Consider the following 19,046-nt stretch of genomic DNA (forward strand, 5'->3'; position numbering starts at 1 on the left):
ATGACTCCAGAAGTCTCGACACAGAATCTGCGGGCCATGCGAAAGCATGCGGGACTCAGTGTTCCACCCGGTGAGGTACGAACGTGGTACCAGCGGGACCGAGACCGGGTTCTCTACTCGTCAAGCTTTCGCCGCCTCGCGGGCGTCACACAAGTCGCGGCAGTGTCGGAGAAGCACCTCCTGCACAATCGCCTCACACATTCGCTGAAAGTCGCGCAACTGAGCCGCCGGATGGCTCAGGCACTGATCAAGAAGGATCCTCGATTCCGAGACGAGATCGGCTTGGATCCCAACGTGGTGGAAACGGCGGGATTGATTCACGACCTAGGACATCCCCCTTCGGCCACATAGCCGAGCACAAACTCGACGACCTCGTCGGTCCGGACTGCGGCGGATTCGAGGGAAACGCACAGTCATTCCGCATAGTCGCCAAACTCGCCATCAAGGGCAGTGGCCGCGGACTGGACCTCACCAGAGCGACATTGAATGCCTCGCTGAAGTATCCCTGCCTACGAAAGGACGCAGAGACACCGAGCGACTGGCTGGACCGCAGCCGAGGGGCAAAATGGGGCATATACGATCAGGAACACGCCCTTTTCACCTGGACCCGTGAAGGCGGACCGGCCGGAGCGGAACGGACGCTCGAGGCGATCCTGGTCGACTGGGCCGACGACGTCTCGTACGCCACGCACGACATCGAAGACTATTCGACGACCGGCCTGGTTCCACTGCACCAGCTCGGGAACAACCCGAAGTTCCTGACCTACGCGGCAGGGAAGCTCCAGAAGAAGTACGGCGACGGCTTCGACACGGCCAAACTGAGTGACGCGGTGGAACGCCTCAAGGATCAGCCCCTCAAAGGCGAGTTCCGGGGCTCCCGCATCGATCGGCAGAAGATTCAGGATTTCATCTCGGACCGGATCGGCCTATATTCGCAGGTCTGGGACGAGAGTTCCGGGACCGGGGCTCTGGAAATACTCCCCGGCCCACCTTACGTGAGAATCAACGCCGATCTCCAGTACGAGGTCGAAGCACTCAAGCAGCTCACCTGGTACTACGTGATCGACAACCCGCCGCTCGCCGTGACCCAGGTGGGCCAGGAAAAGATCATCGAAGAGCTGTACCGAATACTCAGTAATCTTCTGGCGGCGTCCAGAGGCAGCCCTCGCATTCCCATCCAGCTCGTCGAGAACTACGAGCACAACAAAAAAGACGAGGCGCGGAGGAGTGGACCGGGTGGCGTCTCCGAGAACGTCGTCATAGCTCGCAGTGTGTGCGATTTCGTCGCCTCGATGACCGAGGATCAGGCGGTGGACCTCCATTCGAGATTCACCGGGAAGAGCGAGACAAATTCAATGTTCGGGACCTGGTTCTAGTCGGTGGTGGCCGCCTCGGCACCGGTGCGCTCAGGCGAGACGTGCATGCGCGGCGGTGGATCAGCACAGTCCATTGAGGCCGATGGGCACGACCTCGCGACTGTCGGTTCGGCTTCGTGGCGGTTTGGTCCATCGGGATTCATCGACTAGGACCGAACCGCGGGGCCCGATCAGCCCATTCACGGCTACCACTGCTTACGTGGGTCGGCCGATGCCGACAGACTGGGCGGATGCCCCAGCGGAACACCCTGCGTTATTGGATCGTGGTCATCGGCATCCCGCTGGCCGTCACCGTCGCGTCGGCGTGGGTTACCGCTCAGGTGCTGGGGAACAACGCCCGGGAACAGCTCGACCAGTTCGCCTCGGTCAATTCCTTGCTCATCGCCATCATGATCGCGGTGCTGAGCGTGCTGGCCGGCAATACCGGGCCGGCGCCGGCGTCACCGCCCGCGTCGGGCCGGCGGAAGCTCCGGGTCCTGCTGCCGCTCACCGTCATGATCCTGTTCTCGGTGGTAGCGGGTGTCGGCGGCATGGTCTGGCTCGACCGGGACTCCGCCCGGGAGGCGAGGTCCGCGGGCACGGCTGCGCCCGGCGACGTGCCCGATCCGAACCCGTCCCGGCCGCCGGTCGCCGCCACCACCCCGCCCGCTCCCCCGCCGTCCGCCCCGTCGCAGACGCCCACCGGGGAGCCGTCGACGCGGGCCGCCGAGGAGTTCGACGACCGGGTGCAGATCGGCACCACGTGGTTCTCCTTCGATGCCCAGCCGCCCGGCCATGTCAAGGACGCGGCCCGAGCCGATCTGCGCTATGTGGCACGCAAGAACGAGGCCTACGGTGTGGAGATCGGCCCGAACACGTCGGCGGCCACGTTCATGGCGTCGCCAGACGATCCACCGACGAAGGCCGACTGCGACATGAGACTGGGGAGCCCGCTGCCCAAGCAGTCCTTCGTCGAGTTCGAGAACGAGAAGTTCATCTGTTTCCGTACGAGCGGGCAGCGCCGAACGGGCTACGTGCTGCAGACCGTGAACTTCGACGAGAACCAGGCCGAGTTCCTCGCCCGCGTCTGGCCTTGACGGAAAGCCACGTCGAGGCGACGGTGCGATCGAGGTCGCAGACCCATCTCAGGACCGGGCGCCGGAGTGGCAGGCGTTCCTGGCCGGTTGGTTGCGCAGGATTCGGCTCCGCGGGCTGGTCGCCCGGCCGAGGTACAGCGTTCGCAGCGACGGGACGTTCCGGTTCGGCGGCCCGGGCAGGTCGGGAAGGACCGACGGGGCAGCCCACCACGCGTAGACACCGCTGCCACGGCTGAGTTCTCCGACGGCGGCGGCGAGGACGACCGGCACACCGGACAGCCGCCGCAGGGCCTGTTCTGCGCGAGCCCGCTCGGTCGGGACGTCGCCGGGTCGCGTTCCGGGAGTGTCCACGCGACCATGCTAGGCGCCCCGGTGGTGGTAAACGGGCCGCAATGACACCGCCGCACACCACCCGCGACTCCCTGCACGACCATCAGGTGCGGCCGGCGTCGTCCGCTGTCGTGCGGGTGCAGCGCCGGCGTACCGAACGCAGGGTGGGAATCGCGTTCGTCACGGCGAGTGCCCAGAGGACGAGCAGCGGCTGGAAGAGCAACCGCATCGCGCGGGCCGCGTCGGTGTTCAGACCGAAGCCGTCCCGGTGTTCGGTGAACTGGGCGATGTTGCCGGGCAGGATCGCGACGAAGAAGGCCGCCGTGACGGCGCCGACGACGCCGCGGGCGGGTTGCCTCCAGGTGGCGAGCAGGGCCACCGCGAGGCACAGCTCGACCGCGCCGGACGCGACCACCACCACGTCCTCGTCGAGCGGCAGCCAGGACGGTACCTGCGCCTGGAACTCGGTGCGGGCGAAGGTCAGGTGGGCGGTGCCGGTGAACAGCAGCAGCGTACCCAGGAGGATCTGGCCCGTGGTGTTGGCCGCGCGCCGCATGGCCGCCTCTTCCCGTCGGCTTTGGTCGCCCGTGGGCGGTGGGTGTTGTCGAACCGTGCCAGCGACCACTTTCACACACCGGGACGGTGCCCGCGCTGGCCGGGAACCGTCGGAAGGTGGCAATCCAGCCCGTTCTCGCGGGGCCGGCCGGGGCGTAACTTCCCGCTCATGCTTGTTCGCGTGTTGTTGGTCGGCCGCCTGGATCCGGGGTGTGCCGAGGGTGTCGAGCGGGACCCGGTGGCACGGTCATGACCGGGGTCGCCGCGGAAGGAACGTGGAACCTCACCCTGCACACCCCGATCGGCAGACTGGCGGCCGTCGTGGTGCTGTCGAGCGACGACGGTGTGCTCCGGGGTGTCGCCCGGGATCCGGGGTCGGACGAGGAGGTTCCGCTCCGGGACATCGTGCTCGACGGCGGGCGGCTGACGTGGGCGCAGACGATCACCAAGCCGATGTGGCTCCGTCTCACGTTCGACGTCACCATCTCCGGCGATGAGATGACCGGGCGGTCGAAGGCCGGGCGGCTGCCCGGTTCCAAGGTCGTCGGGCGACGCGCCGTGCCGGTGGTGGCGGCCGCCGCCGGCGCAGGCCCGAGTACCCCGGCCACCCCCGAAGCAGGCCCGGCTACTGCGGCCACCCCCGAAGCAGGCCCCGCCACCGCGGCCACCGCGCCGGGCATCGGGTTACCGGAGGAGGTCGCCGGTGTCCGGATTCCGCGGTCGGACCTCGTGGACGAGACGTTGTCCTTCGCCCGTGCCTCGTTGTCCGAGGTCCTGTTCCACCACGTCATGCGAACGTTCCTGTTCGGCAGCATCCTGCACCGGGAGGAGACCGGCACGGACTACGACGACGAACTGACGTTCCTGGCCTGCCTGCTGCATGACCTGGGCGTGCTGCGTCAATACTGGACGCCGGAGCAGCGGTTCGAGGTGGACGGTGCCGATGCGGCCGGCAGCTTCCTCGCGGCGCGCGGGCTGGCAGCGGAGAAGGTGGACATCGTCTGGGACGCCATCGCACTGCACACGGTCTTCGGCATCGCACTCCGCAAGCGGCCGGAGATCGCGATCGTGTCCCTCGGAAGCGGGCTCGACTTCGCCGGGATCGGTTACGACATCATGCCGGCGGGTTCGATCGACGCCATCCTGTCCGCGTTCCCGCGTCTCGGGTTCAAGGAGGAGGCCCGCGCCAACATGATCGACATGTACACCACCAAACCGGCGATGCACCTGCACTTCCCTTCGTTGTTCCAGCCCGGCCGGGTGCCCGGATACCAACCGCCCGCGCTCGTGGAGATGATGCTCTCGACGCCGTTCGCCACCTGACCCCGTGCCAGTCCCGGGCCGGCGACTGGACCAGGACGTCGCGGTCCAGTCGCCACTTGTCGCTCTCGACGACGGCCAGGTACGTCACCGGGTCAGTCGCGTTCGATGTGGTGCCCGACCAGCTGGGGGCCCATCAGCACCGCCTCGCCCGAGCCGTCCCTGCGGTTGTCCGGCGCCGGCAGCTCGACCGGATCGCCGGTGTTGCTGGCGCCGACCGGGCGTGGTCCCACCCAGGCGACGGTGAGGCGCGACTCGCCCTTGAGGAAACGCTGCACCCGGACGCCGCCGGTGGCGCGTCCCTTCGCCGGGTACGACGCGAACGGGGTGACCTTGACCTGGGTGCCGGTCGAGGTGACCACCATCGGGTCGCCGTGCTGGGGGTCGGCCGAGTCGACCACGTTGAACGCGATCGCCTCGGCTCCGGCGCCCAGGCTGATGCCGGCCATGCCGCCGCCCTTGAGGCCCTGGGGGCGGACCAGTTTGGCCGGGAAGCGCAGCAACGACGCGTCCGAGGTGACGAACACCAGCGCCTCGGTGGCAGCGTCGGTCAGCCAGGTGGCCTGCAGCACCTCGTCGCCGTCGCGCAGCGTGATGACCTCGAACTCGTCGGAGCGGACCGGCCACTCGGGGCTGCACACCTTGACCACGCCGTTGCGGGTGCCGAGCGCCAGGCCGGGCGAGCCCTCCGCGGACGGGCCGCCGAGCGGGGCCAGGCCGACCACGCGCTCGCCCTTCTCCAGCGGTACGAGTTCGGAGGCGGACATGCCACCGCGCAGCGACACGGTGCCGGACTGTTCCGGCAGCACGGGCAGCGGCAGCACGTCGATCTTGAAGGCGCGGCCGGTGCTGGTGACCAGGAGCACCCGGCCGCGGGCGGTGGAGTGCACGACGGCGCGTACCGCATCGTGTTTGACCCGGCCGCTGCGCCGGCGGCCCTCGGTGGCCTCCTCGCTCTCCGCCGCGCTCCGGGCGATCAGCCCGGTGGCCGACAGGATCACCTGGCAGGGGTCGTCGGCGACCTCGAGCGGCCCGGCCGGGACGGACGCGGCCAGCACCTCCTTGAGGTCGCCGTCGATCAGCGTGGTGCGGCGGGCGGTGCCGTATTCCGAGGCGACCTCGGCCAGTTCGTCGGAGACCACCTGCTTGAGGACGGACTCGTCGTCGAGGATGCGGGACAGCTCGGCGATCTCGGTGCGCAGCCGGTCCTGCTCGGTCTCCAGCTCGATCCGGTCGAAGCGGGTGAGCCGCCGCAGCGGCGTGTCCAGGATGTACGTCGCCTGGATGTCGGTCAGCCCGAACTCGCTCATCAGCCCGGTCTTGGCCGCGGCGGCGTCGTCGCTGGCCCGGATCAGCGCGACCACGCGGTCGATGTCGATCAGCGCGATGAGCAGGCCCTCGACCAGGTGCAGCCGGTCCTGGCGCTTGGTCCGCCGGTGGGTGGTGCGCCGGGTGACCACCTCGTAGCGGTGGTGCAGGAACACCTCGAGCAGAGCCTTGAGCCCGAGCGTCTGCGGCTGACCGTCGACCAGCACCAGGTTGTTGATGCCGAACGAGGTCTCCAGCGGGGTCAGCCGGTACAGGTCGGCGAGCAGCGCCTGCGGGTTGACGCCGACCTTGCACTCGATGACCAGCCGGGTGCCGTGCTCGCGGTCGGTGAGGTCCTTGACGTCCGCGATGCCCTGCAGCCGGACCGCCTGCCGCTGGCCCTTGCGGGGGCCGGAGACGATCAGCTTGCCCTTCACCTCGTCGGTGATCGCCTCGATGATCTTCTCGGTGCCGACGCCGTAGGGCAGCTCGGTGACCGTGATCGCCTGCCGGCCCCGGCCGCCCTCCAGCGGACCGGTGTTCGCCCGCGCCCGCATCCGCACCACGCCGCGGCCGGTCTCGTACGCCCGGCGCACCTCGTCCAGGCCGAGCAGCTGCCCGCCGGTGGGCAGGTCCGGGCCGGGTACGAAGCGCATCAGGTCGTCCAGATCGGCGTCCGGCGACGTGATCAGGTGACGGGCCGCGGCGACCACCTCGGCGAGGTTGTGCGGGATCATGTTGGTCGCCATCCCGACCGCGATCCCGGACGTGCCGTTGACCAGCAGGTTGGGGAACGCCGCCGGCAGCACCTTGGGCTCGAGTTCGGAGCCGTCGTAATTGGGCTTGAAGTCGACGGTGCCCTCGTTGAGCTCGCCGACCAGCAGCATCGCCTCGCGCGACATCCGGGACTCGGTGTAGCGCTCGGCGGCCGGCCCGTCGTCGGGGCTGCCGAAGTTGCCGTGCCCGTCGATCAGCGGCGCGTTCAGCGAGAAGTCCTGCGCGAGGCGGACCAGGGCGTCGTAGATGGCCAGGTTGCCGTGCGGGTGGTAGCGGCCCATCACGTCGCCGACGATCCGGGCGGACTTCACGTACGGCCGGTCGGGGCGGTGGTTCTGCTCGTGCATCGACCAGAGGATGCGGCGGTGCACCGGCTTGAGCCCGTCGCGGGCGTCCGGCAGCGCGCGGGAGTGGATGACCGAGTACGCGTACTCCAGGTAGGAGTCCTCGACCTCGGTGGTGATCGGGTTGTCGATGACCCGGGCGCCGGCCTGGTCGAACGCCGACAGGTCCACCCGCGTCTGTTCCTTCTTGCGGCGTGCCATGTGTTACGAACCTCTCAGGCGTCGATCGTCTCCTGGTCGATCCGGCCGGCGGCCTCGATCAACCAGTTCTTGCGCGGCTCGACCCGCTCACCCATCAGCAACTCGAGCGTGGCCTCGGCCCGCTCGGCGTCGGTCAGCGTGATCCGCCGGACGGTGCGGGTGGCCGGGTTCATGGTGGTGTCCCACAACTCGTCGGCGTCCATCTCGCCGAGACCCTTGAACCGGGGCACCGGCTTGACCACCTGCTTGCCGGACTTCTCCAGGCGCGCGACGGTCGAGTCCATCTCCTGCTGGGTGTACGTGTAGAGCGTCTCGGTGTTGCGGCCCTTGGTCACGATCTTGTGCAGCGGGGGCATCGCGGCGAACAACCGGCCCTGCTCGATCACCGGCCGCATGTACTTGGCGAACAGCGTGATCAGCAGGGTGCGGATGTGTGAGCCGTCCACGTCGGCGTCCGCCATGATCATGATGCGCCCGTAGCGGAGGTTGGCCAGCTCGAACGTGCGGCCGCTGCCGGCGCCGAGCACCTGCACGATGGCCGAGCACTCGGCGTTGTCCAGGACCTGCTGCAGGCTGGCCTTCTGCACGTTGAGGATCTTGCCGCGGATGGGCAGCAGGGCCTGGTATTCCGAGCTGCGGGCCATCCGGGCGGTGCCGAGCGCGCTGTCGCCCTCGACGATGTACAGCTCGCTGCGGGAGATGCCGGTGGACCGGCAGTCCACCAGTTTCGGCGGCATCGACGCGCCCTCGAGGGCGGTCTTGCGGCGGGCCGCGTCCTTCTGCTGCTTCTGGGTGAGGCGCACCCGGGCCGCGTCGACCACCTTCTGCAGCACGGTGCGGGCCTCGGCCTTGGTGCGGCGGCCGTCCACGTATTCCTTGAGGTGCCGTTCCACCAGGCCCTGCAGCACCCGGGTGATGCCGGCGGTGGAGAGTTCGTCCTTGGTCTGCGAGGTGAACTGCGGTTCCGGCAGGCGCACGTGGATGACCGCGGTCATGCCCTCCAGCAGGTCGTCCAGGACCGGCGGGTCCTCCTTGGGCTTGAGCAGCCCGCGGGCGTTGCGGACCGCCTCGGACAAGGCCCGGACCAGGGCCCGCTCGAAGCCCTTGCGGTGGGTGCCGCCGTGCACGTTGCGGATCGTGTTGGTGAAGCACTCGACGGTGCGCTCGTAACCGGTGCCCCACCGGAACGCGACCTCGATCTGGGCGACCCGCTCGACGTTGGACTGCATCACGCCGTTGGCGTCCGCGGCGTTCTCCTTGTAGGTCCCCTCGCCGGTAACCATCAGGATCTGGGAGACCGGCTTGTCGCCGCTCGGGGTGAGGAACTCGACCATGTCGGTGAGGCCGTCGGGGAAGTGGAACGTCTCGGTGACCGGCTCGGCCGCGGTCTCGTCACGCAACGTGTAGGCCACGCCGGGCACCAGGAACGCGGTGTTGCGCAGCTTGGCGCGGACCGCGTCGACGTCGAGCCGGGCGCCGGTCTCGAAGTAACGGGCGTCGTACCAGTAGCGGATGGAGGTGCCGCTGGCCTCGCCGCGCTTCATCTTGCGGACCACCCGCAGGCCCGACTCGGGGTGGAATTTCGCCTTGGGGCCGGGGCCGTCGAACGCGCCCGGCACGCCGCGCTGGAAGGACAGCTCGTGGACCTTGCCCTCGCGCTTGACCGTGACGTCGAAACGCAGCGAGAGCGCGTTGACCGCGGACGCGCCGACGCCGTGCAGGCCGCCCGAGGTCTTGTAGCCCGAGCCGCCGAACTTGCCGCCGGCGTGCAGCCGGGTCAGGACCAGCTCGACGCCGCTGAGCCCGGACTTGGCGTTGATGTCGGTGGGGATGCCCCGGCCGTCGTCGTCGACCTGCACCGAGCCGTCGGCGTGCAGGGTGACCGCGACGCTGGTGGCGTGGCCGGCCACGCCCTCGTCGGTGGAGTTGTCCAGGATCTCGTTGACCAGGTGGCCCACGCCGCGGCTGTCGGTGGACCCGATGTACATGCCCGGACGCTTGCGGACGGCGTCGAGTCCCTCGAGGTGGGTGAGGTCGTCCGCACCGTAGAGCAGCTCCGGTTGCGCAGTCACGAGGTGGTACTCCCGATCGGCAGGGTGGGCTTACAACGCGGCGAGCCTACCGGGCGCCTGGGACAGGATTCGGGAGCCCAGGCGGGGCCGGACCGGAAACTGGGCGGACATTACCGGCAAAAGTGCCAGGTCGTGAGCCACGACACGATCGTGGTGGTCAGCAGAGCGCGACCGTCCGGGCGTCCTGCGGGTGCAGCGCGCGGGACAGCTCCACCGGCTGTGCCTTGCCGGGCACCGCGACCGGCGGAAGTTCCTGGTACGCGATGGCCGAGTCGCTGGCCGCGCGGGTGGCGCTGCAGACCACCACGGTGTCGTGCGGCGCGTACGCCTGCAGCCGGGCCGCCGTGCTGACCACGCTCCCGCTGATCATGGCCTGCCCGCCGTCATGGGCGGTGTCCAGGTCGACGATGACGTCGCCGGTGGCAACGCCGACCCGGGTGGACACCGGGAACCGCCCGGCCAGGTGCCGCCCCCGCAGCACCTCCTGCACCCGCAGTCCCGCCCGGACCGCCGCCGCGGCGCCCTCCCCCGGGTCGCCCGGCGACAGTCCGAACACCGCCATGACGGCGTCCCCCACATATTTCTCCACGACACCCCCCTGGTCGCGGACCACCGCCGACACCGCGCGGAAATAGTCCATCTGCAGCGCCCGGACGTCCGCACAGTCCATCTCGTCCACGAGGGCCGTGAAGCCCACGATGTCGACGAACCAGACGGTGACAGTCTGCCTGCGGATGCCGTTCGCGGTGACGGTCATTCCCACGCTCCCCCTAGTGCCGGCGGTGGCTGAGAAAACCGTGCCAGCCGGACCCGCCGGAGCGGATCCGCAGAACTACCTATCTGTGACGCCCGGGCCGACCGTCAAGTTTGTGACGCAGAACCGGCCGAACCGACGAAACCGTGGTAGGTGGATTCGGTCTAGGCTGCCACGCATGGACTCGGTGGGGGACGACGCGCCACTCGTCGGCCGTACCGCCACGCTGGACGCCATCCGCACCGACCTGCTGGACACCGGGCCCGGCGGGACGGCCGCGGTTTTCGTGACCGGCGAGAGCGGTGTCGGCAAGAGCCGGCTGCTGCGCGAGACGGCCGACGCGCTGCGCGCCGGCGGCACCGCCGTACTCACCGGTACCTGCCTCGACATCGGTGACGCCTCCCCGTTGCACCCGGTGCTGCAGGCGCTGCGCCGGCGCGGGTCCGCGGTCACCGAGGTGGACGGCGACGCCGGAGCCCTGCTGGAACGAGTGTCCCGGGAATTGCGCGCGGTGGCCGGCGAACGCCACCTGCTGCTGGTCCTGGACGACCTGCAGTGGGCCGACCGCAGCACCCGCCAGCTGCTGCTCTACCTGCTGGCCGGCCTCGGTGACGTGCGGCTGTCGGTGCTCGCCGCGGTCCGCGCCGAGTCGCTGCAGGGCACCCACCCGCTGCGCCGGGTGCTCGCCGAGCTGCGCCGGCTGCGCTGGGTCCGGGTGGTCGACCTGGCCCCGCTGGACCGCGCCGGCACCCAGGAACTGGTCACCGCGATCGCCGGCGACGGAGTCGAGGCCGAGGACGCCGACCGGGTGTTCAAGCGCTCCGGCGGAAACCCGTTCGTGGCCGAGGAACTGGCCCGTGACCTGCGCGACGGCCGGGTCGAACTGTCTGACACTCTGCGCGAGATCTTCCTGTCCCGGGTGGACGAGCTGGACCCGCAGGCGCACGCCGTGGTGCACGCGGTCGCGGCCGGGGTGGAGCCGGTCGAGCACCCGGTGCTGGCCCGGGTCCTCACCCTGCCGGAGGACCGGCTGATCGAGGGGATCCGCAACGCGGTGGCACACCGCTTCGTGGTGGGCGCCCCGGACGGCTATCGGCTGCGGCACCGGCTGGTCGCCGAGGTCCTCGAACACCAGGTGCTGCCGGCCGAGCAGGCGGTGCTGCACCGCCGGTACGCCGAGGCGCTGGAGGCCACCGGGTCGGCCGACCACACCCGGCTGGCACACCACTGGCAGCAGGCCGGCGAGCCGCAGCGGGCGCTGCCGTCGGTGGTGGCCGCCGCACACGCCGCGGAACGGCTGTACGGCTTCGCCGAGGCACACCGCTACTGGTCCCTGGCACTGGACCTGAGCTGCGACGCGAGCACCGACCGCACCGAGCTGCTGGCGCACGCCGCGGAGTCGGCGCACCAGTGCGGCGAGCACCAGCGCGCGCTGACCCGGCTGGAGGAGCTGGCCGCCCGGCCGGACGGGCCCGGCGAGTGCGAGATCCACCTGCGCCGGGCGCGCTACCTGGCGGCGGCCGGGCGGTCGGTGACCGCGGAGATCGAGTACGAGAAGGCGCTCGCGGTGCCCGCCTGCACCCCGGGCGAGAAGGCGACCGCGGCGGCGTACCTCGCCGAACTGCTGCTGCACCTGGGCCGGTACGCGGACGCCGGCGCGCGGGCGCGGGAGGCGCTGCGCCTGGCCGAGGCCGACGGCACCACCGCCGACCTGGTCCGGGCCAGCGCGGCCCTGGGGTTCAGCGAGGCGTTCCGGGAGGACCCGGACGCCGGGCTGGCGGTCATCCGGCACGCCGTGGAGATCGCCGAGCGTTCCGGGCACCCCGACGACCTGGGCTGCGCCTACCTGCACCTGGCCGAGCTGCTCACCGGCCCGCTGAACTCGCTGGAAGAGGGCGTGCTGGTGGCCCGGCGGGGCGCGCAGAAGCTGGCCGAGATGGGCGTCGGGCGCAGCTACCAGACCCGGCTGCTGGCCATCGCCGCCAACGGCCTGTTCCGGGTCGGTCAGTGGGCCGAGGCGGAACGGGTGATCGACACCGCGATGCGGCACCGGCCGTCCGGCGCCGACGCGGTGGAGCTGCTGCTGGCCCGCTGCCGGCTCTGGGTCGGCTTCGGCGACATCGAGGCGGCCGACCGCGACCTCGACGCGGTGGCGACGGTGCTGGCCGGCGGCGGCGCCCGGCACGTCCTGCCGATGCTGACCCTGCGCGCCGGACTCGCCATGTGGCAGGGCCGGCACGCCGAGGCCCGCGCGGCGGTGCAACGCGGGCTCACCGAGACCCGCTCCGACGACCTGGTCCTGATGGGCATCCTGGCCTGGCACGGGCTGCGCGCCGAGGCCGAGGCGCACGCCGCCGGCGGCACCGTCGACCCGTCCGCGGTCCGCCGCCTCACCACGGTGGTGGACCGGATGACCCGGGGCGTCGCCAACGCCGCTCCCCCGGTCCGCGCCGTGATCGACGGCTACCAGGACCTCTGCGCGGCCGAGCTGAGCCGCATCGAGGACCGCCACGATCCGCATCCGTGGGCCCGGGCGGCGGCCGTCTGGGACAAGCGCCAGCAGCCGTATCCGGCGGCGTACGCCCGGCTGCGGATGGCCGAGGCGTCGTTCGCCCGCAAGGGGAAGCGGAGCGCCGCGATCACGGCGCTGCGCGAGGCGTACGCCACCGCCCAGGCGATGGGCGCCAAGCCGTTCGCCGCGGAGATCGCCGCCGTGGCGGCCCGGGCCCGGGTCACGCTGGGCGAGCCGGACGCCGTCGCGGCCACGCCGGCACCGGACGCCGGTGATCCGCTGGGCGTGCTGACCGGGCGGGAACGCGAGGTGCTGGCGAAGGTGGCCGAGGGCCTCACCAACAAGGAGATCGGGCAGCAGCTGTTCATCAGCGAGCGCACGGTCGGCGTACACGTCGGCCACATCTTCGACAAGCTGCAGGTCCGCACCCGTGTGCAGGCCAGCCGGGTGTACCTGGGCGCGGTCTGACCGTCCCGCCCCGGTCGGCGGAAATACGTCGTTCTACCGATCCCTACCTACGTCGCCGGTGCCAGGCTCCTTGCACGGGGGAGCACCGCCCGGCGGCATCCGCCGGCGGGCGGTGCTAGGGGGCCCCTCCGCTTTCCCGAACCGCCCGTGGAGGAACCGATGACCGTGTCGGTCTGGGGACCCGTGCACCAGGACATGACCGCGCTCCTGACCGGCCAACCCGACGACGTACCCGCCGTGGTGGACCAGCTGACCAAGCTGCAGGACATCCTGGAACGGGTGCCGCCGCTGCTGTGCAGCAATCCGCTCGCCGACTTCAACAAGCTCTACCTGCACATCACCACGACGGTGCTGGACCGGCTGTACGAGGGTCGCTTCGCCGACCCGGCGTTCCTGTCCCGTCTCGACGTGGAGTTCGCGGCCCGGTACTTCGAGGCGCTGCGACACTGGAGCCAGGGCAGCGCCGCGTGCCCGCGGGTGTGGAGCGTGCTGTTCCACCGGGTGGGCGGCCCGGACTGCCGCCCGTTGCCGTCGGCCGCCGCCGGGGTGAACGCGCACATCAACTTCGACCTGCCGTTCGCGCTGGTCACCACGTTCGACTACTTCGGCTCGGACCCGGTGGACGACGGCGACCAGCACGCCGACTACCTGCAGATCAACGAGATCTTCGCCGACGCCATCCCCGGTCTGCGCCGCGGCTACCTGGAGAAATGGCAACTGCTGATCGACACGATCAACGGTGACCTGGACGACTGGTGGCAGGGCGAGACGATCGAGTACGCCCGCAACGTCGCCTGGCGCAACGGCCAGCGGCTCTGGTCCGTCCGGCACGACCTGCCGGCCACCGCCAAGGAACGCGAGCGGCTGGACAGCAACGCGGCGGCGCTGGGCCGCCTGCTGCTGTCACCGCTCGGCGCGCTGCTCCAGTAGTCGGCGGGCCCGCGCCGGGGAGGACGCGGGCCCGGGCCGGTTTACTGGATCACCACGAGCCGGGCGACGGTGGCGTCGCCGTCCTTGGCGCCGGCCACGCCGACCTGCGCACCGGCCTTCATGTCGGCGACGTCGGCCTTCTTCTTGGCGTGCCGCACCCGCACCTTCTCGTGCAGTGTCCAGGTGATGACGTAGCCGTCGGTGGACCGGACGCTGACCGTGGAGCCGTCGACCGCGGTGACCGCACCGCGCTGCACCACGACCGTCCGTACCCCGTCCTTGGCCTGCACGACGATCTCCCCGTGCAGGGTGTTCTTGCGCAGGTGCCGGCGGACCCCGGGGTGCCGCCCGGGCTTGTCCTCGCCGGCCGACGCCGACGGGGCGGGCGTGGCGGCCAGACCGGTCTCCAGACCGACCGCCTGCAGGGCGTACGCCTCGTCCGCGAGGTTCGCGGCACCGGAGGAGTCCGGTGCGGCACCACAGCCCGTGAGGCCGAGGACACCGGCGAGACCGAGTGTGCTGAGCGTGAGCGCCAGGTGGTTTCGTGTCATGGGAGCAGCCTGCGCCGCCCGCACTCGACCGGTGTCAGGGCAATGTTCGGGTCCGGTAAGGCTCGCGGTCCGGGTACGGGATCTCGACCGTGAACCGGGCACCGCCCTCGGCCGCGTGCCCGGCCTCGATCCGGCCGCCCAGCCGGGCCACCAGGCGGGCCGCCAGCGCCAGGCCCAGCCCGCTGCCGACCTTGCGGATACCGCGGTACCGCCGGTGCAGCGCCCCGCGCTGGAACGCCACCGCCAGGTCGTCGTCGGTGAAACCGGGCCCGCCGTCGCGCACCTCCAGCACCCCGGCCCGCGGTCCGGCGCGCACCGCCAGCACCAGCGGGGCGCCCTGCGGGGCGATCCGCAGCGCGTTCTCGCACAGGCCGTCGACGACCTGCCGGACCCGGCCCGGGTCGGTGTCCACCAGCACCGGCTCCGGCGGCAGTTCGACCAGCAGGCGCGGCCCGTCCGGCGCGCAGCGCGGCGCCCACGCCTCGGCGGCGGCGCGCATCAGCTCCACCAGGTCCACCCGGACCACGTCCAGCGGCAGGTCGGCCGCCTCCAGCCGGGACAGCACGAGCAGGTCCGCGATCAGGCGGTCCAGCCGGTCCGCCTCGGCGACCATGGTGGCGCCCGCCTTCGGTACGCCGTCCGCGCCCACCACGCCGTCGGCGAGCGCTTCGGCGTACCCCCGGATCGTGGACAGCGGCGTGCGCAGCTCGTGCGAGACCGACAACAGGAAGTCCCGCTCCCGCCCCTCGCTGGTGGCCAGCGCCGCGGCCAGGTGGTTGAACGCGGCGGCCAGCTCGGCCGCCTCGGCCGGTCCCCCGCCGGTCAGGCGCACCGACCGGTCGCCGGCGCTCAGGTGCGCGGCCGCGGCGGCGGCCTGCCGGATCGGCCGCGCGATGAACCGGGCCAGCACCGCCCCCGCGCCCACCCCGCCGAGCAGGCCGGCCAGCAACGCCAGCCAGACCCCGCCGAGCACCAGCCCGGCGGTGCCGGTGGAGGCCGGGCGGGTGAGCACGACGCCACCCGAATTGCCGGACAGCGGCCGCCCGACGATGAACGCGGACCGGCCGTCGACCCGCCCCCGGGTGTTCACCAGCGCGCCGCCGGCCACCTGCTGCACCACGCGGTCGGGCAGCCCGGCCCGGTCCACCACGCCGCGGCGGATCAGGTAGACGGCGATGTCGTCGCGGCGCAGCTGCCGGACGATCCGTTCCCGGGCCGCGGGCCGTTCGCCGGACAGCAGCTCGACCGCCAGCGCGCTCGTGTCGACCAGTTCCTCCCGGGCCTGCCGGTTCGCCGAGTGCACCGCGAGCGGCACCGCGACCAGCGCGGTGATGATCACCGCGACCACGGCGGTCGCGGCGGTGACCCCCACGACCTGGGCTGTCAGGGTACGGAAGGTCAGCACGTCAGTTCGGCTCAGGGTGGTGGGCGGGGCCGGCGGATGTGGCATCGGCCGTGTAGCCCACACCCCGCACGGTACGGATCACCGTGGCGGCCGGACCCAGCTTGCCGCGTACCTGCGCCACGTGCACGTCGACGGTGCGGGTGCCGGCGTGCGCGGCGTATCCCCACACCGCGGCCAGCAGTTCCTCCCGGGTGAACACCCGTCCGGGCCGGCCGAGCAGGTGGGACAGCAGGTCGAACTCGGTCGACGTCAACGTCAGCGCCGCGCCGTCCACGGTGGCCAGCCGCCGCTCCGGGTCCAGCGTCACCGGACCCAGCGTGCGGACCCGGGCGCCGCCCGGACCGGCGGCCCGGCGCAGCAGCGCCTTGACCCGCGCCACCAGCTCGCGCGGGCTGAACGGCTTGGTCACGTAGTCGTCGCCGCCCAGTTCCAGGCCGAGCACCCGGTCCACCTCGTCGTCGCGGGCGGTGAGGAAGATGACCGGCGTCCAGTCGCCGTCCGCGCGCAGCCGCCGGCAGATCTCCGTGCCGTCCATCCCGGGCAGCGCGATGTCCAGCACGCAGGCGACCGGCCGCATCCGGCGCGCGGCGGCCAGCCCGGCCGCGCCGTCGTGCTCCACGTGCACGCCGAAGCCGTCGCGGCTCAGGTACAGCCGGACGAGATCGGCGATCGGGCGCTCGTCCTCGACCACCAGGACGAGGCCCTGGGCCCGCGCATCGGTCACCCGCCCATTCTGCCCGGGTTATCGTCCGGGCCGTGTTCGGACGAGGTAAGGGCCGCCCGCACCGTCAGATACCGCTGCTCCGGCACGCTGCTGGTCATCCGCGCCGCGGTCAGGTACGACGCGTGCGCCTCAGCGGTGTACCCGGCCCGTTCCAGCAGGTGCGCGCGGACCGCGTGGAGGCGGTGGTTCCCGGCCATCCGTTCGTCGCCGTCCAGCTCGCCGAGCACCGCCAGCCCGGCCAGCGGCCCGCGCGCCATGCCCACCGCGACCGCCCGGTTCAGCGTCACCACCGGGCCGGGCGTGATCCGCTCCAGCACCTCGTACAGTGCCAGGATCTGCGGCCAGTCGGTGGCGTCCGCGCTCGGCGCCTCGTCGTGCAGCGCGGCGATCGCGGCCTGCAGCTGGTACGGGCCGATCGGCCCGCGGCCCAGCGTCGCCGAGATCAGCGCCACCCCCTCGGCGATCTGGCCGGCGTGCCACCTGGTGCGGTCCTGCTCGTCCAGCGGGACCAGCGCGCCGTGCGCGTCGGTGCGGGCGGCCCGCCGCGCATCGGTCAGCACCATCAGGGCCAGCAGTCCCGCGGTCTCCCGGTCGTCCGGCATCAGCCCGCGCAGCATCCGGGTCAGCCGGATCGCCTCGGCGGTCAGGTCGGTACGCTGCAGCGCCGCGCCGCCGCTGGTGGTGTACCCCTCGTTGAAGATCAGGTACAGCACCTGGCGGACCACCCGGAGCCGGTCGGCCCGCTCCGCCTCGGGCGGCAGGGCGAAACTCAGCCCGCTGGTCCGGATCTTCTGCTTGGCGCGGCTGATCCGCTGCGCCATGGTCGCCTCCGGCACCAGGAACGCGGACGCGATCTCCGCGGTGGTGAGCCCGCCGACCGCCCGCAGCGTCAACGCCAGCTGCGACGGCGGGGACAGCGACGGGTGGCAGCAGAGGAACAGCAGCGTCACCGTGTCGTCCCGCTCCGGCACGGTCGCCGGCAGGTCCCGCAGCGCCACGGTGACCTCGCGGTCGCGGCGGGCGCCGTCGCTGCGCCACTCGTCGATCAGCCGGCGCCCGGCGACCGAGATCAGCCAGGACCGCGGGTTGTCCGGTACGCCCTCGCCGGGCCACTTCAGCGCGGCCGCGAGCAGCGCCTCCTGCACCGCGTCCTCGGCGGCGTCGAACCGGCCGTACCGGCGGATCAGCACCCCGAGGACCTGCGGCGCCAGCTCACGCAGCAGGTCCTCGACCACCGGGGCGCTCACTGCTCGGGCGGCCCGTCCGGAACCTCGCGCAGCTCCACCCGCTCGGCCCAGACGACCACCTGGGAGGCGAGTTCCACCGCCCGGTCCTCGTCCTTGACGTCGAACACCCAGTAGCCGGCCAGCGACTCCTTGGCCTCGGCGAACGGCCCGTCGGTGACCACCACCTGGCCGTCCACCAGCGAAACCGTCTTGGCGGACGTCGGGTCGGCCAGGCCGCGCGCCTCGACCGCCTCGCCGGTGCGCTCCAGCTCGGCGTTGAAGGACCCCATGAACGAGATCATCTCGGTGACCCACTCCGGGGTACGGGACTGCATCATCGTGGCGCCGTCACCGAACATCATCAGCATGTACTTCATCGCGTCTCTCCCTGGATCGGCTGCCCCGGCGGGGCGCGTTCACCATAGGGTCGGTGCGGCCGCGGTGTTCTCGACATGCACCGGTCCGAAAATTCGGTGTCAGCCCAGCAGAGCCGGAACCCGCTCGAACAACTGCGTCGTGAACGTCATCATCTCGTGCAACATCCAGTTACCACTCACCAGAATCGCCACCCCGACCGCCACCGCCTTCGGCACGAACGACAGCGTCGCCTCCTGAATCTGCGTCACCGACTGGAACAACGAAATCGCGAAACCGATCAACAACGCGGTCAACAACACCGGCGCGCTCATCTTCGCCGCAATGGTCATCGCCTGCAGCCCCAGCTCCACGATCTGCGTGTCAGTCATGCCATCCCCATCGGGCCACCACACCGCCCCCGGAGTGCAGGACGGACGCGCCCCGGTTGCCGTTAGGTTCACCCCCGCCGACCCCTCAAGTCCGGCGCCCCGGCTGCCGCTGAGCGGGGGTTTGCCGATCTGTCCGGTTACCGCCTGCGGGACTCGGGAGACCTTCAGGCGGACGGGCTCATGGAGCGTTTCAGCCTGGTGGCGGCTGCGTTACTGGTGGATCTTGGGAACCTGAGGTCGGATAGGCGATTTCAAGGTTTGGATGCAACACCCACGTTTCTGCAGGTAGGAGTGGGTTGTGGCAGGGAGATTGTCGGCGTTGGAGCGGGAACGGATCGGGTTAGGGCGGGCGGCGGGTGAGTCGGTCCGGC

17 protein-coding genes are annotated in these 19,046 nt (G+C 71.2%); 6 read left to right on the forward strand and 11 right to left on the reverse strand.

The window, feature by feature from the left end; translation table 11 throughout:
* Positions 1–36 precede the first annotated feature (36 nt).
* The 3 genes from LDL48_RS45055 to LDL48_RS18650 all read left to right on the forward strand — a co-directional run bounded on the left by LDL48_RS45055 (position 37) and on the right by LDL48_RS18650 (position 2,452).
* Positions 37–351, forward strand: a complete 315-nt coding sequence (locus LDL48_RS45055) for an HD domain-containing protein (RefSeq protein ID WP_225256454.1) — start codon at positions 37–39, stop codon at positions 349–351.
* Between the two features lie 131 nt (positions 352–482).
* The gene (locus LDL48_RS18645; RefSeq protein ID WP_225256422.1) at positions 483–1,376 is read left to right on the forward strand and encodes a hypothetical protein; all 894 of its coding nucleotides are present in this window, start codon (positions 483–485) and stop codon (positions 1,374–1,376) included.
* Between the two features lie 230 nt (positions 1,377–1,606).
* Positions 1,607–2,452: a hypothetical protein gene (locus LDL48_RS18650; RefSeq protein WP_225256423.1), complete on the forward strand. Its 846-nt coding sequence runs from the start codon at positions 1,607–1,609 to the stop codon at positions 2,450–2,452.
* Positions 2,453–2,500: 48 nt separating this feature from the next.
* On the opposite strand, the gene LDL48_RS18655 is transcribed toward LDL48_RS18650, so the two are convergent.
* Both LDL48_RS18655 and LDL48_RS18660 read right to left on the reverse strand, forming a co-directional pair.
* Complete coding sequence (locus LDL48_RS18655; protein ID WP_225256424.1) at positions 2,501–2,803, reverse strand: hypothetical protein; 303 nt, start codon at positions 2,801–2,803, stop codon at positions 2,501–2,503.
* Positions 2,804–2,885: 82 nt separating this feature from the next.
* A complete protein-coding gene (locus LDL48_RS18660; RefSeq protein WP_225256425.1) occupies positions 2,886–3,338 on the reverse strand; it encodes a DoxX family protein in 453 nt (150 codons plus the stop codon).
* A gap of 248 nt (positions 3,339–3,586) precedes the next feature.
* Here LDL48_RS18660 and LDL48_RS18665 point away from each other — a divergent pair, with 248 nt between their 5' ends.
* Positions 3,587–4,660, forward strand: a complete 1,074-nt coding sequence (locus LDL48_RS18665) for an HD domain-containing protein (protein WP_225256426.1) — start codon at positions 3,587–3,589, stop codon at positions 4,658–4,660.
* 92 nt (positions 4,661–4,752) lie between these two features.
* Here LDL48_RS18665 and LDL48_RS18670 read toward each other — a convergent pair whose 3' ends face one another.
* From LDL48_RS18670 to LDL48_RS18680, 3 genes are all read right to left on the reverse strand, one after another.
* On the reverse strand, positions 4,753–7,287 hold the full coding sequence (locus tag LDL48_RS18670; RefSeq protein ID WP_225256427.1) for a DNA gyrase/topoisomerase IV subunit A: 2,535 nt from the start codon (positions 7,285–7,287) through the stop codon (positions 4,753–4,755).
* Positions 7,288–7,301: 14 nt separating this feature from the next.
* A complete protein-coding gene (locus tag LDL48_RS18675) occupies positions 7,302–9,359 on the reverse strand; it encodes a DNA gyrase/topoisomerase IV subunit B (RefSeq protein ID WP_225256428.1) in 2,058 nt (685 codons plus the stop codon).
* A 157-nt stretch (positions 9,360–9,516) separates the two neighbouring features.
* Positions 9,517–10,116, reverse strand: coding sequence for an adenylate/guanylate cyclase domain-containing protein (locus tag LDL48_RS18680; protein WP_225256429.1), 600 nt, complete (start codon positions 10,114–10,116; stop codon positions 9,517–9,519).
* A gap of 175 nt (positions 10,117–10,291) precedes the next feature.
* On the opposite strand from LDL48_RS18680, the gene LDL48_RS18685 reads away from it, so the two are divergent.
* Positions 10,292–13,093: a helix-turn-helix transcriptional regulator gene (locus LDL48_RS18685; protein WP_225256430.1), complete on the forward strand. Its 2,802-nt coding sequence runs from the start codon at positions 10,292–10,294 to the stop codon at positions 13,091–13,093.
* Between the two features lie 159 nt (positions 13,094–13,252).
* Positions 13,253–14,023, forward strand: coding sequence for a DUF5995 family protein (locus tag LDL48_RS18690; RefSeq protein ID WP_225256431.1), 771 nt, complete (start codon positions 13,253–13,255; stop codon positions 14,021–14,023).
* 41 nt (positions 14,024–14,064) lie between these two features.
* Here the strand turns inward: LDL48_RS18690 and LDL48_RS18695 are convergent, their stop codons facing one another.
* The 6 genes from LDL48_RS18695 to fliQ all read right to left on the reverse strand — a co-directional run bounded on the left by LDL48_RS18695 (position 14,065) and on the right by fliQ (position 18,675).
* The gene (locus LDL48_RS18695; RefSeq protein WP_225256432.1) at positions 14,065–14,574 is read right to left on the reverse strand and encodes a hypothetical protein; all 510 of its coding nucleotides are present in this window, start codon (positions 14,572–14,574) and stop codon (positions 14,065–14,067) included.
* A gap of 34 nt (positions 14,575–14,608) precedes the next feature.
* Entirely contained in the window at positions 14,609–16,024 is a 1,416-nt protein-coding gene (locus LDL48_RS18700; RefSeq protein WP_372472142.1) for a sensor histidine kinase, read from the reverse strand.
* Entirely contained in the window at positions 15,981–16,703 is a 723-nt protein-coding gene (locus LDL48_RS18705) for a response regulator transcription factor (protein ID WP_225256434.1), read from the reverse strand. Before LDL48_RS18705 ends, LDL48_RS18700 begins: the two co-directional genes overlap by 44 nt.
* Positions 16,700–17,950 carry an RNA polymerase sigma factor gene (locus LDL48_RS18710; RefSeq protein ID WP_225256435.1) on the reverse strand — a complete coding sequence of 417 codons (1,251 nt, stop codon included), beginning with the start codon at positions 17,948–17,950 and terminating at the stop codon, positions 16,700–16,702. Before LDL48_RS18710 ends, LDL48_RS18705 begins: the two co-directional genes overlap by 4 nt.
* Positions 17,947–18,306 (reverse strand): YciI family protein, encoded by a 360-nt coding sequence (locus LDL48_RS18715; protein ID WP_225256436.1) that lies wholly within the window; start codon positions 18,304–18,306, stop codon positions 17,947–17,949. Before LDL48_RS18715 ends, LDL48_RS18710 begins: the two co-directional genes overlap by 4 nt.
* A 99-nt stretch (positions 18,307–18,405) precedes the next feature.
* Positions 18,406–18,675, reverse strand: a complete 270-nt coding sequence (gene fliQ, locus LDL48_RS18720; RefSeq protein WP_225253844.1) for a flagellar biosynthesis protein FliQ — start codon at positions 18,673–18,675, stop codon at positions 18,406–18,408.
* Positions 18,676–19,046 lie beyond the last annotated feature (371 nt).

The organism is Jidongwangia harbinensis (genome assembly GCF_020216025.1).
GTDB lineage: Bacteria > Actinomycetota > Actinomycetes > Mycobacteriales > Micromonosporaceae > Actinoplanes > Actinoplanes harbinensis.